Origin of the sequence: Primorskyibacter sp. S87 (genome assembly GCF_049801055.1) — a bacterium.
Lineage (GTDB): Bacteria > Pseudomonadota > Alphaproteobacteria > Rhodobacterales > Rhodobacteraceae > JBNAGF01.
In genome coordinates this window covers 184,600-198,077 of the sequence record NZ_JBNAGF010000004.1, presented here as the reverse complement: position 1 = coordinate 198,077, position 13,478 = coordinate 184,600, and the positions used below count along the sequence as shown (strand labels likewise).

Here is a 13,478-nt window from a genome sequence, read left to right as displayed (position 1 = left end):
AGCAGAGCCTGCATCGCCACCACCGATGCTACTTACGCAACGAGAAAATCATGTTCTTGCGGCCTCCATCTCGTCCTGTTTCTGTTTCAGAGTGCTCCGCTTGTTGACCAGAGATGCTGCGATGACGCCGACTGTTACGATACCAATCATGATCGTGGACAGCGCGTTGATTTCGGGCGAAACGCCAAGGCGCACGGCCGAGAAGATCTTGATCGGGAGTGTTGTCGCCGAAGGCCCGGAAGTGAACGAGGCAATAACGAGATCATCCAGCGACAATGTGAACGCAAGAAGCCAGCCGGAGATGACAGCCGGAGCAATAATCGGCAACGTAACCAAACGAAACGCTTCGCTGGCGGAACATCCCAGATCCAGCGCGGCCTCTTCGAGAGACTGGTCGAAAGTGACCAGCCGGGACGATACCACCACCGAGACATAGCACATGGAGAAGGTTGTGTGAGCCAAAACGATCGTCAAAACACCACGATCGAGACCAATGCCAATGAACAGCAAGAGCAGGGACAGACCGGTTATCACCTCAGGCATCACCAGCGGGGCGTAGATCATTCCCGAAAACAAGGTTCGCCCTAAGAACCGACCGCCACGCACCAGAACATAGGCCGCCATAGTTCCCAGAACCGTGGCCAATGTAGAGGAAAAGACCGCGACTTTCAGTGTGACCCACGCCGCATTCAGGAACGCTTCGTTGTGGATCAGTTCACCATACCACTTTGTCGAGAACCCGGCCCAAACCGTTACCAGCTTGCTTTCATTAAAGCTGAAAATGATGAGGATCAGCATAGGAATGTAGAGAAATGCAAAGCCCAGGGAGAGGGACACGGCATTGAACCAGCTCAGCTTGTTCATGACGGTTCCTCCGTTTCGCAGAGCAGATCCAACAGCCGCATCATCAGGTTGGTGATCATTCTTCAGTCTCCGCCTGCTTCTGCTGGTTGCGCTGGAACAAGACGATCGGGATCACGAGGATGAGCAGCAGAACAACAGCAACTGCCGACGCAACCGGCCAGTCGCGGTTTGAAAAGAACTCTTCCCAAAGAACCTTGCCGATCATCAATGTACCCGAACCGCCCAGCAACGACGGAATCACGAACTCTCCCAACGCGGGAATGAAAACCAGAAATGAGCCGGCAATAATGCCGGGGCGGGACAGGGGGATTGTGACCAACCAGAATGCCTGCGCACGCGAACAACCGAGATCTTCGGCCGCTTCGATGAGTGACCCGTCCAACCGGTCAAGTGAGGCATAGATTGGCAGGATCATAAACGGCAGATACGTATAAACAATGCCGATATAGACCGCGATGTTGGTATTCAGAATTGTCAGTGGAGTATCGATTACGCCAAGGCCCAGCAGAAACTGGTTGAGAAAGCCTTCGTTACTGAGAATGCCCATCCAAGCGTAGACGCGGATCAGGAACGAGGTCCAGAATGGAAGGATCACCATCATCATCAGAGTGGCACGCCATTCTTCGGGAGCGCGGGCCATCGCATATGCAATCGGATACCCGACAAGCAAAGTGAAGATGGTGGACAATACAGCAATTTTGAGACTGCTGAGGTAGGCCTTCCAATAAAGGTCGTCTTCGGTAAGCCAGATGAAGTTCTCAAAATCCAGCTGGCTCAGAAATGCTCCGATGCCTTCCGACCAGCTGAAGGTGGGCAGATACGGCGGTATTGCGAGAGCCGTGTCTGACAGGGAGATTTTCAGCACTATGGCAAACGGAACCAGAAACAGTGCCAGAAGCCAAAAATATGGGATCGAGATCAGAAAAAACCGGCGCATTAGCTGGCCAGCAGGACGCCTGCGGTGGCGGTCCATGACAGCCAGACAGGGTCTTCCCAAGTAAAATCACGCCGTGCGATGCGACGGGTATTTGCTGTTTGTGCCTTGATAATCTGACCAGACGAAAGCTCCACGTAATAGGTGGAGAGATTTCCAAGATAGGCGATATCGTGAACTTTTCCCTGTACCGCATTTGACGCATCCGCGGGCTTTTCGGCCGAAATCGTCACCTTCTCGGGGCGAATGGCGAGATGACAAGTCTGCCCCTTGTCGAACTCGGTCGAAGACGTCGCGGTCAGCGGTGGTTGGCCCTCGGACCAATCAACGCGATACGTGTCGTCGCCAGCGCCGCTTGCCCGGCCTTCAATGATATTCACGTCGCCAATGAAGTCCGCCACATAAACCGAATTCGGGCTTTCATAGATCTTGTCCGGTGTAGCCACTTGCATAAGGCGGCCTTCGTCCATGACGGCAACGCGGCTTGCCACAGTCATTGCCTCCTCCTGATCGTGGGTCACGATGACAAAGGTGGTGCCGGTTTTTTCCTGAATATCCATAAGCTCGAACTGCGTGTCTTGTCGCAGTTTCTTGTCCAGAGCGCCGAGCGGCTCATCCAGCAAAAGCAGCTTTGGCGCCTTTGCAAGCGACCGTGCCAGCGCCACGCGCTGACGTTGTCCACCCGAAATCTGGTGCGGTTTGCGCCGCGCGAATTTCTCGAGTCGCGTGAGCTTCAGCATTTCTTCGACACGCGCTTCAAGCTCGGTCTTGGACATCTTGTCCCGCCGCAAGCCAAAAGCGATGTTGTCCCAGACGGTGAGATGCGGGAACAAGGCATAAGACTGGAACATCATGTTCACGGCCCGCTTGTTCGGCGGCACACCGGCGATATCTTTACCCGCCAGTTCGATTTGTCCCTCAGTAGGATTCTCGAACCCGGCCAGCATTCGCATCATGGTGGTTTTGCCACAACCCGAAGGGCCAAGAAGCGCGAAGAATTCACGTTCGTAGATATCCAGAGACAGGCTGTGAATGGCCGTGAAACTGCCAAAGCGTTTCACCACGTTCTGGAAGCGGATCAGGGGCTTGGCCTCAGGATCCTCCCAGGGTGCAAATTCAGATGTGCTCAAGGCGAACCCCCGTGAAATGCGATGAGTGGGGACAGGCAAGGCAGCAACGCCGCCTTGCCCAATTTCTGATCAGGTGCCTGACTTGATCTTGGTCCACATACGGGTCACAACCCGTTGGGTTTTCGCCGGGTATGGCGTTGTCGTATAGAGGTTCTGCATCGTGGCGTCGTCGGGGTAGATTGCCGGATCACCGATCACGTCCTCTTCGAGCAGATCCTGAGACGCCTTGTTGCCGTTCGCATAGTAGACGTAGTTGGAAGCTGCAGCCATGTTCTCAGCATCCAGAATGAAGTTCAGGAATGCGTGCGCCCCTTCGGGGTTGGGTGCGTCGGCAGGGATCGCCATCTGGTCGAACCACATCAGGGAACCCTCGGCAAACGCATTATAGGCAATATCCACGCCATTTTCTGCCTCGGCCGCCCGGTCGCGCGCCTGAAGAACGTCGCCCGACCAGCCCACGGCAACGCAGATATCGCCGTTCGCCAATGCGTTGATGTATTCCGAGCTGTGAAACTTCTGTACATAGGGGCGGACAGCTTGCAGCACAGGTTCGGCTTTGGCGATTACATCCGGGTCGTGGCTGTCCGGGTCTTCGCCCAGATACTGCAGCACCATCGGAATGATTTCAGCCGGCGCATCTAGGAAGTGCACGCCGCATTCTGCCAACTTTTCCATGTTTTCCGGTTTCAATACCAGATCCATGCTGGACAGCTGAATATCGTCACCCAAGGCTGCTTTTACCTTTCCGACATTCACGCCCAGCCCAGTCGAGCCCCACATGTAGTTGATCGAATAGGCGTTGTCCGGGTCGTATTGAGCGGTTCGGCTTTCGATAACGTCCCAGAGGTTGCCTTTGTTGGAAAGCTTCGCCGGGTCGAGTTTTTGAAAGGCTCCGGCCATGATCTGCCGCTGGAGGAATGTTCCCGAGGGGACAACCACATCATAGCCCGATCCGCCCGCAAGCATCTTGGTTTCCAGAACTTCGTTGCTGTCGAAGACGTCGTAGATGAGATTGAGTCCCGTCTCTTCTTCGAACTTGGCCAGTAGATCTTCGTCGATGTAGTCGGACCAGTTGTATACCCGCACTTCATCGGCGAATGCGGCAGATGTAGCCAAGGCGACTGCGGCCGTCAGCATCATCGGTTTCAGTGTCATTTGATAGTCTCCCTGCGAAGTGGTGGGTTTTTCCCATCCATTCGGATTTGATCAAGTTTTGCCTTCTCGTGCAACAGGGAGTATGTTTCCATGCAGTTGGCATTCAGGCAAGCCATCAAACCAAAATCGAGGCAAGTCTTTTGAATTTGATCAAAAATAAGTCGAAATTTTCTGCTGAAAGGGCTGGAAAGCAACCTGCACACGAACGGGTTTATGAGAATCTCAGGGACCTGATTCTGTTTGGCGAGCTTGCTCCGGGGCAGGCTGTTACGATCCAGGGACTGACTGATTCGCTCGGTGCAGGTATGACCCCGGTTCGCGAAGCTATCCGGCGTCTTATCTCTGACGGCGCGTTGGTGTTTCAGGGTAATCGCCGTGTGAGTGTTCCTCAGCTTAGGCACGGTGATGTCGAAGAGCTGATTTTTCTAAGGAAATCAGTAGAATCTGAGCTCACACGCCGTGCTGCCGAACGTATGACCAGCGCGGATATCGACAAGCTTGAAGCGATTGATACAACTTTGGATGCAAGTATCGAGGCGGGAGACGTCGTTGGATATCTTGCCCACAACTATGCCTTTCATACTATGCTTTATGGCTATGCCGATGCCCCGATCATGCATGATCTTGTGGGCCGTTTATGGCTCAGATTTGGGCCATCGCTTCGTGTGGTTTGCGGGCGTTTCGGCACCGAAAATCTGCCGGATCGGCACAAGGATGTTCTTGCCGCATTGAGAAAAAAGGACACCGAAGCACTGGTCAAGGCGATCGTGCAAGACATCGAGCAGGGTATGGATCTGATGTCCGAAATGCTTGGCAAAGGGGTGGAGGATACCGACCCCGATTGACTTCGAAAAATTTGATCATATTCTCTTGGCAGACTTGTTTCTGGGAGATTCCAATGCCTGCCATCACCAATCACCTGCCTACTGCCGAGCTGCAGGCGCTGGACGCCGCACACCACATGCATCCGTTTACCGCCAACCGGGATCTGGCCGAAAAGGGTGCCCGGGTTATCACCCGAGCCGACGGTGTTTACCTGACCGACAGCGAAGGCGTGGAAATCCTCGATGCCATGGCTGGGTTGTGGTGCGTCAACATCGGATATGGCCGAGACGAGCTGGCCGAAGTCGCCGCCCGGCAGATGCGGGAACTGCCATACTACAACACCTTTTTCCAAACGACGCACGTGCCGGCAATCGCGTTGGCCAACAAGATCGCTGAACTGGCGCCGGGGGATCTGAACCATGTGTTTTTTGCCGGTGGAGGCTCCGAAGCCAATGACACTAACATCCGAATGGTGCGTCATTACTGGGCATTGAAAGGCAAACCGACCAAATCGGTTATCATTAGCCGCACGAATGCCTATCACGGGTCAACTGTCGGGAGTGCGTCGTTGGGTGGGATGGCTGCGATGCACGCTCAGGGTGGAATTCCGATACCCGACATTCATCATATCGGCCAGCCGAATTGGTGGGTCGAGGGGGGAGAAATGACTCCCGAGGAATTCGGTCTTGCCCGCGCCCGTGAGCTGGAAGATGCGATACAGGAGCTGGGCGAGGAACGCGTTGCTGCCCTTATCGCGGAACCTGTGCAAGGTGCCGGTGGAGTCGTTGTGGCGCCTGACACCTACTGGCCTGAGATCCAGCGGATCTGCGACAAGTATGAAATCCTGTTGATTGCGGATGAGGTTATCTGCGGCTTCGGTCGGACCGGCAACTGGTTTGGCATTGAGACTCTGAACATCAGGCCGGATATCATGACCATAGCAAAGGGATTGTCGTCGGGTTACGCGCCGATCGGTGGTTCTGTCGTCAGCGACGAGGTTGCCTCGGTCATCGCCGGAGGCGAGTTCAACCACGGCTACACCTATTCCGGTCATCCGGTTGCGGCCGCCGTCGCGCTGGAGAACCTGCGCATCCTCGAAGAAGAGAAGATCGTCGATACCGTTCGCGATAGAACAGGCCCCTATCTGAAACAGAAATGGGAAGCTTTGGCAGATCACCCCCTTGTAGGAGAAGCGCGGATTGTCGGCATGATGGGTTCGATTGCCTTAACGCCCCACAAACAGAGCCGTGCCGCGTTCGCGTCGGACCCCGGTGCCGTCGGACTCATTTGTCGGGACCGCTGTTTTGCCAACAGCCTGATCATGCGTCACGTTGGCGACCGAATGATCATTTCGCCGCCCTTGGTCATCACCGAAGCCGAAATCGATCTTCTGATCGAGAGGGCGACTCGAGCGTTGGACGAAACATATGCCGAGCTCAAATCAAGGGACATGCTGCGACCGGCAAGCTGATTTTCAGGGAAAAATGCGGATTTCTTGGAAGCCCCGGCAATGTCGGGGCTTCTTTGATTCCGGGACATGAGAGGTCGGATACTGCCAAAAATGTTCGCAAACGGGTTGCGTGACTTGGCATTGGGCTGTTTAGTCTAGTCTAATCCGCGGACCAACCAGCGGAACATAACACACGGGGAGCTGGCATTGTCTTCAACATCCAGCAACGATGCGTTCGTAGAATTCGAGCGCGTTCAGAAGAGTTATGATGGCGAATCTCTCGTCGTTAAAGATCTAAACCTCTCCATGCCAAAGGGAGAATTCCTGACGATGCTTGGGCCGTCGGGGTCCGGCAAGACCACCTGTCTGATGATGTTGGCAGGGTTTGAGACCGCGACGCATGGAGATATTCGCCTTGATGGCGTGTCGATCAACAACATTCCGCCGCACAAACGTGGCATCGGAATGGTATTCCAGAACTACGCGCTGTTCCCACACATGACGATTGCCGAGAATCTCGCGTTTCCTCTTGAAGTCCGAAAGGTCGGCAAATCCGAGCGTGATGACCGGGTCAAACGGGTTCTTGATATGGTCGAGATGGGCGCTTTTGGCGGACGGCGTCCAGCCCAGTTGTCTGGCGGTCAGCAGCAGCGGATCGCTCTTGCAAGGGCACTGGTTTTCGAGCCGGAGCTGGTGTTGATGGACGAACCGCTCGGTGCGTTGGACAAGCAGCTGCGCGAGAAAATGCAGTTCGAGATCACTCATCTGGCGCATAATCTGGGTATCACGGTGGTCTATGTGACCCACGACCAGACCGAAGCGCTGACGATGTCGGACCGTGTGGCAGTTTTTGACGATGGGCGCATTCAGCAGCTGGCGCCGCCGGACACCCTTTATGAAGAGCCGGAAAACAGCTTCGTTGCCCAGTTCATCGGCGAAAACAATACTCTTGTCGGGACGATCAAAGAGATCAAGGACGGTTTGGCGCTGGTTCAGCTCGACGATGGCGAGTTGATTGACTGTAAACCGATCAACGTCAGCCAGCCCGGGGAGCGCACACGGGTTTCGATCAGGCCTGAACGCGTCGAATTCAACAAAGAACGCCTTCACGCGGATGCACATCTTTTGAAAGCTGAAGTGCTCGAATTCATCTACATGGGCGACATCTTCCGTACCCGTCTGAGGGTCGCCGGAAACGATGAATTCATTATCAAATCACGCAACGCGCCGGATCAGGTTCGTCTCGAGCCTGGTCAGCATATTGAAATCGGCTGGTTGCCTGAAGATTGCCGCGCGCTGGATGCCTGAGCAGGTCCCCGCGACATAGCAACGCCCGGCATCAGACCGGGAGCTGAAAAAAGAAGAAATCAACAAGGAGAATCCAAGAATGAAACTTAAGTCCCTGACGGCTCTGGCAGCCACCACTGCACTTTGTGCCCCGATGGCTTTCGCAGCTGATATGGCGAATGAGATGACCATCGTGTCCTGGGGTGGCGCCTATTCCAAGTCGCAGCTCAAAGCTTACCACGAGCCCTATTCGGAAAAGACCGGCGTAACCATCATCAACGATGACAGCTCGGCAGAAGCCGTAGCCAAGCTGCGTGCCATGAACGAAGCCGGCAACATCACATGGGATGTGGTTGATGTTGTGGCTGCTGACGCAATGCGTCTGTGCGACGAAGGTCTGGCGATGGAAATCGACCCGGACACCCAGCTGGCCGCAGCGCCGGACGGCACCTCTGCTTCCGAAGACTTCGGTGATCTTCTGGTCAGCGAATGCTTCATCCCGCAGATCGTGTACTCGACCACCTTCGGTTATCGCACCGACATGGTCGGCGACACTGCACCCACGAGCGTCTGTGCAATTTTTGATACCGATGCGTATCCTGGCAAGCGTAGCCTCGAGAAGCGCCCGATCAACAACATGGAATGGGCCCTGCTGTGCGACGGCGTAGCAAAGGAAGATGTCTACGACGTCCTCGCGACGTCGGAAGGTCAGGATCAGGCTTTGGCCAAGCTCGACACCATCAAGGATCAGGTTGTCTGGTGGTCGGCAGGCGCGGACACCCCGCAGCTGCTGGCTGATGGCGAAGTTGTCATGGGGTCGACGTACAACGGGCGTCTGTTCAGCGTGATCGAAGAGCAGAAGCAGCCAGTGGCGATGCTTTGGGACGCGCAGGTGTTCGATCTGGACGGCTGGATCATCCCGGCGGGCCTGAGCGAAGAGCGCAAGGCAAGGGCTCTGGACTACATCATGTTCGCAACCGACACGCAGCGTCTGGCGGATCAGGCCAAGTACATCTCGTATGGCCCGGCCCGTGCCTCTTCGGCACCGCTCGTCGGCAAGCACGCAGATCTGGGTATCGACATGGCGCCGCACATGCCGACCGATCCCAACAACGCCAAGAACACGTTCCTCTACAACTACGAGTTCTGGGCTGATTACCGCGATGATCTGGACGCCAAATTCCAGGCGTGGCTCGCGAAGTAATCGCTTCACACAAGATATGCGCGGGCCGACTGCCGGCCCGCGCAACCCCTAAGCTCCGAGGATAGTGATGAGCGACGCAACAGAAAACGGACCGGTGCTTGCAGCTGACGGAACGCCGCTGAAACGCAGCCTTGCCCGTGCCTTGCGGATGCAGAAAACCCGGGCGCTGATGCTTATTGCGCCGTTGCTGATCTTTGTTCTCATCACCTTTATCATTCCGATCGGCCAGATGTTGTATCGATCGGTTCAAAACGATCTGGTGGCAGATACTCTGCCGCTGACTGTTCAGGCCCTCGCTAGTTGGGACAGTTCGACCGGAGAACTCCCTCCGGAGGAGGTCTATGACGCGTTTGCCCGTGACATGATCGTGGCGGTGAACGCCAAACAGCACACTCGCTTGGGAACCCGTCTGAACTATGAGCAGACCGGTATCTCTTCGATGTTTCGGAAATCAGGTCGCAAGATCAAGAAATGGGACCCGGTCGAAGATGCGCCATTCAAGGAAAAGCTGATCGATGTCCACGAAGGTTGGGGGGAAATCGATACCTGGCGCACGATACAGACGCATTCGGGTAGAGTGACACCTGGCTACTTTCTGAACGCGATCGATATGCAGAAGACGCCGGACGGGCCAAAAGCCCAACCGGAAGACAAGCAGATCCTCGTCAAGCTGTTTGGACGCACATTGGTCATGTCTCTGATCATCACCGGAGCGTGTATCCTGTTGGGCTACCCTGTTGCGTGGATACTGGCGAACCTGCCGATGCGATCCGCCAACCTGCTGATGATACTGGTCTTGCTGCCCTTCTGGACGTCGCTTCTGGTGCGTACTTCAGCCTGGAAAGTGATGCTTCAGCAGCAGGGTGTAATCAACGACGTTCTGGTCTGGATCGGGTTGGTGTCCGACAGTTCGAGGTTGGTAATGATCAACAACCAGTTCGGCACCATCGTGGCTATGACCCATATCCTGCTGCCGTTCATGATCCTGCCTATGTACTCGGTCATGCAGACGATACCACCAACATATCTGCGAGCGGCGAAATCGCTGGGTGCTACAAATTCGACAGCGTTCTGGAGGGTCTATTTCCCTCAGACCGTCCCGGGTATCGGAGCCGGGTCGATCCTCGTGTTCATTCTCGCGATCGGGTACTACATCACGCCCGAAATCGTCGGCGGAACCAAGGGCGTCTTTATCTCAAACCGGATTGCCTATCACATCTCCAGTTCGCTTAACTGGGGTTTGGCCGCCGCGCTGGGCACAATTCTGCTGGCCGTCGTTCTTCTTCTCTACTGGTGCTACGACAAGATTGTTGGCATCGACAACGTCAAGCTGGGGTAAGACATGGCTGCACTCACACCCGTATCCCGCACCCCGGTTTCCTTTTATGTCCCTGTGGTGGCTTTGGCCGGGACCTTCGCCGGACTGCTGGTTGGCACGTCGAATGACGCCACTTTCCTTGGTATGGTCATTGGCGCGGCCTTGCTGGCTGTCATAGCATTTCTCATCACCAAGGTTGTTCCGTCCGAAAAGACCGCACGTTGGGTTGTTCTGCTGGCATTCGCTGTGGCGGGGTTTTTCGTTGGCGGCATCGCAGGCCTTGTCGTAGGGGTGGCGTTCGGCTGGTTTTTTGGGTGGTTTACCTATTGGCTTTACGAAGGGCGATACCGGGCTCATCTGGCGCCTTACCTCACATCTGGGCAAGTCCTTTGGCATTATATGTTCCGCGTTATCTGCGGCGCGATCTTTGTCTTTCTGATCACACCTATCCTTGTGGTTCTGCCGCTGAGCTTCAACGCGGAAGATTTCTTTACCTTCACGCCGGAAATGCTGCGTTTGGATCCAGAAGGATACTCTCTCAAGCACTACCGTGATTTTTTCACGAACAATGAATGGCAGCGTTCTTTCCGGAATTCTCTGATTATTGCTCCGATCGCGACGTTCATTTCCGTATCCCTCGGAACACTGGCCGCAATAGGCCTGAGCCAGAGTCACGTTCCGTTCCGCCGCGCGATCATGGCGATCATGATCTCGCCCATGATCGTGCCGCTGATCATTTCGGCGACAGGCATGTTTTTCTTCTACTCCGGAATTGGCAACTGGATGGAAGAGTCGCTGGGTCTCGGTAAGTCTTTCGTTGGCTACGTGAAAGTCATCCTCGCTCACGCGGTTCTGGGTATCCCCTTCGTGATTATCACCGTGACGGCAACTTTGGTCGGTTTCGACCGGTCCCTGACGCGGGCTGCGGCAAATATGGGGGCCGATCCGGTAACAACCTTTTTCCGCGTTCAGATGCCGCTGATTCTGCCAGGTGTGATCTCAGGCGCGCTCTTTGCCTTCATCACCTCATTCGACGAAGTTGTGGTTGTTCTGTTCGTCGGATCTGCTGGTCAGAAGACCCTGCCATGGCAAATGTTCACCGGCCTGCGTGAGCAGATTTCCCCAACAATTCTGGCGGTGGCTACGATCCTTGTCGTGATCTCGATCGCGCTTCTTGCAACCGTGGAATTGCTACGCCGCCGCTCGGAGCGTTTGCGGGGCATGTCACCGGGCTGATTTTGTCAGGTCAACACAATGCGATTTGACCCAATGCCGTCTGCTTCAGACTAGGAGGCGCAAGCGTTCCCACCCGTCGATTCGCGGGGCAAAAGGCAAGTTGTCTACCGTAGGTTTTCGAGCAGAGCCAAGGAGGGATACCCGTCGGGCACAAATCCGTTTGCAACCTGAAAGGCCCGGACTGCGCGAATGGTATTAGGCCCGACCCTGCCATCAATACCCTGTGTATCAAAACCCTGTTCGGTGAGACGGCGCTGTAGTTCCTTGCGTTCCGGAAAGTTCAGGCTTCTGTCGTCACGTGGCCAGTCGGTCAGAAACCCGGGCTCGCCTCTGATCCGATCAGCCAAGTGGCCTACGCCTATGACATAGGCATCAGCCGCATTGTATTTCTCAAGAACAGAGAAATTTTCATAGATCAGAAATGCGGCCCCTTTGCTTCCGGCAGGCAAAAGAACAGAAGCAAGCCCGTGGTCCGCGACCTGATTTCCGTCGACCCTAAGCACTCCGAGTTCGGCCCAATCGGCGCTGTCCTTGGTTATTTCGCGCTGGGCCAGCGCATAGTCAAACCCGTCTGGCAAACGGACCTCTACGCCCCAAGGTTGTCCGGAGGTCCAGCCGAAACGAGACAAGTAGGCCGCAGTCGATGCCAGCGCGTCAGTCGGATCGTCGGACCAGATATCCCGTTTCCCATCGCCAGTGAAATCCACGGCATAGTCGAGATATGACGTAGGCATGAATTGTGTGTGGCCCATGGCGCCGGCCCAGCTACCGGTCATTGCGTTGGGGGTCACGTCCCCCGCATCCAGAATACTGAGTGCGGCGATTAACTGGCCCTCAAAAAACCGCCCGCGCCGGGAATCGAAAGCGAGTGTCGACAGAGACCGGATAACGTTGTCCGCACCCCGGTATGTTCCGAAAGAGCTTTCAAGCCCCCAGATTGCAAGAAGAACTTCTCTTTCGACGCCATAGCGGCGTTCGATCTGCTCCAGCACTGCGGAATGATCCACCAGTGCGGCCTGCCCGTTCCGGATGCGTGTTTGCGATACGGCGCTGTCGAGATATGCCCAAATCGGCTTGCTGAACTCTGCCTGATTCCGGTCGCGCTTGATGACCTCGGGGTCATAGCTCAGCCCGTGGAATGCGCGATCGAGCGTCCGGGTCGAGATACCCTGTTCGCCGGCACGGACCCGGAACGCGCGAACCCAGTTTTCGAAACGTGCGTTGGACAATGCGACGCGTTCAGGTTTCAGGGGCATGGCTTTTTTGATTGGACGAGCGGCGGGGCGGATCGAGTGTGATACGGCCGACGCCAATAGAAGTTCCGGAGAGTTTGGGACCTTGTCAGATGTGGCCTGTTTCACGTGGTATGGTTCGGAACTTCTTTCAGATGCAAGTCCCGGATACGCCGCGCTCAGGCTCATGACAGCGGCCGTCACAAGTATACGCATTGCTCTTGCCTCATTTGTCTGCTCTTTCCAGAAAAGGTAACCCGGAGTTGACGACTTACAAAGTGCTCAGTCCGGAACCGGGCGATCTTTCGCCGGTTTTGAGCTGCGATGATCGATCAGATTTGGCGGAGAACCTTTGCGAACTGACGTGCCCCGACACGGATCAGGGGATTGCCGATCGTGGCGGATCGCGCGAAAATGCCAGCTACTCCAGATGGAATGTGATGCTGCAATGATCCCGTACTCGTCTCAGCAGGTCGCCGAAGTGTTCGAGTCCAGCCCCGCCGGCGCTAGGGCCGGAATGCTGCGGTTACGACAGCTGATTTTGGACACCGCAGAGGAACTGTCGGAGCAAGTGGAAGAGACACTTCGCTGGGGCCAGCCGGCATACATCGCAAAAAAGGGATCAACTTTGCGCGTGGGTACCAGCAAACACGCGGCATTCGCACTGTTCGTGCACTGCCAATCTCGTCTGATCGATGACTTAAGGGCAACCTTTCCCGGGGCTGACCGCCTTGAAGGAAACCGTGCTGTTCTGTTCGATGATCCGACCGAGATTGATCCTGAACGGCACGGTTGGCTCGTCGCGCGAGCTTTGACCTATCATCAAAACAGGTAACTGACCGT

General features: G+C 55.5%; 12 protein-coding genes. 7 read left to right on the top strand and 5 right to left on the bottom strand.

Features of this window, described 5'->3' with window-relative positions; genetic code table 11:
* Positions 1–48: 48 nt before the first annotated feature.
* The 4 genes from ACP15U_RS09095 to ACP15U_RS09080 all read right to left on the bottom strand — a co-directional run bounded on the left by ACP15U_RS09095 (position 49) and on the right by ACP15U_RS09080 (position 4,083).
* Positions 49–864 (bottom strand): ABC transporter permease, encoded by an 816-nt coding sequence (locus ACP15U_RS09095; RefSeq protein ID WP_425044827.1) that lies wholly within the window; start codon positions 862–864, stop codon positions 49–51.
* A gap of 55 nt (positions 865–919) precedes the next feature.
* Positions 920–1,801, bottom strand: a complete 882-nt coding sequence (locus ACP15U_RS09090; protein ID WP_425044826.1) for an ABC transporter permease subunit — start codon at positions 1,799–1,801, stop codon at positions 920–922.
* A complete protein-coding gene (locus ACP15U_RS09085; RefSeq protein WP_425044825.1) occupies positions 1,801–2,928 on the bottom strand; it encodes an ABC transporter ATP-binding protein in 1,128 nt (375 codons plus the stop codon). Before ACP15U_RS09085 ends, ACP15U_RS09090 begins: the two co-directional genes overlap by 1 nt.
* A gap of 69 nt (positions 2,929–2,997) precedes the next feature.
* A complete protein-coding gene (locus ACP15U_RS09080; protein ID WP_425044824.1) occupies positions 2,998–4,083 on the bottom strand; it encodes a polyamine ABC transporter substrate-binding protein in 1,086 nt (361 codons plus the stop codon).
* Positions 4,084–4,223: 140 nt separating this feature from the next.
* Here ACP15U_RS09080 and ACP15U_RS09075 point away from each other — a divergent pair, with 140 nt between their 5' ends.
* From ACP15U_RS09075 to ACP15U_RS09050, 6 genes are all read left to right on the top strand, one after another.
* Complete coding sequence (locus tag ACP15U_RS09075) at positions 4,224–4,928, top strand: GntR family transcriptional regulator (RefSeq protein ID WP_425044990.1); 705 nt, start codon at positions 4,224–4,226, stop codon at positions 4,926–4,928.
* Positions 4,929–4,981: 53 nt separating this feature from the next.
* Entirely contained in the window at positions 4,982–6,379 is a 1,398-nt protein-coding gene (locus ACP15U_RS09070) for an aspartate aminotransferase family protein (RefSeq protein ID WP_425044823.1), read from the top strand.
* Positions 6,380–6,565: 186 nt separating this feature from the next.
* Positions 6,566–7,666: an ABC transporter ATP-binding protein gene (locus tag ACP15U_RS09065; RefSeq protein ID WP_425044822.1), complete on the top strand. Its 1,101-nt coding sequence runs from the start codon at positions 6,566–6,568 to the stop codon at positions 7,664–7,666.
* Positions 7,667–7,745: 79 nt separating this feature from the next.
* Positions 7,746–8,849: an extracellular solute-binding protein gene (locus ACP15U_RS09060; RefSeq protein ID WP_425044821.1), complete on the top strand. Its 1,104-nt coding sequence runs from the start codon at positions 7,746–7,748 to the stop codon at positions 8,847–8,849.
* Positions 8,850–8,916: 67 nt separating this feature from the next.
* On the top strand, positions 8,917–10,188 hold the full coding sequence (locus tag ACP15U_RS09055; protein ID WP_425044820.1) for an ABC transporter permease: 1,272 nt from the start codon (positions 8,917–8,919) through the stop codon (positions 10,186–10,188).
* Positions 10,189–10,191: 3 nt separating this feature from the next.
* Complete coding sequence (locus tag ACP15U_RS09050; RefSeq protein ID WP_425044819.1) at positions 10,192–11,403, top strand: ABC transporter permease; 1,212 nt, start codon at positions 10,192–10,194, stop codon at positions 11,401–11,403.
* Positions 11,404–11,507: 104 nt separating this feature from the next.
* On the opposite strand, the gene ACP15U_RS09045 is transcribed toward ACP15U_RS09050, so the two are convergent.
* Complete coding sequence (locus ACP15U_RS09045; protein WP_425044818.1) at positions 11,508–12,851, bottom strand: lytic murein transglycosylase; 1,344 nt, start codon at positions 12,849–12,851, stop codon at positions 11,508–11,510.
* A gap of 232 nt (positions 12,852–13,083) precedes the next feature.
* On the opposite strand from ACP15U_RS09045, the gene ACP15U_RS09040 reads away from it, so the two are divergent.
* Positions 13,084–13,470 (top strand): DUF1801 domain-containing protein, encoded by a 387-nt coding sequence (locus ACP15U_RS09040; RefSeq protein WP_425044817.1) that lies wholly within the window; start codon positions 13,084–13,086, stop codon positions 13,468–13,470.
* Positions 13,471–13,478 lie beyond the last annotated feature (8 nt).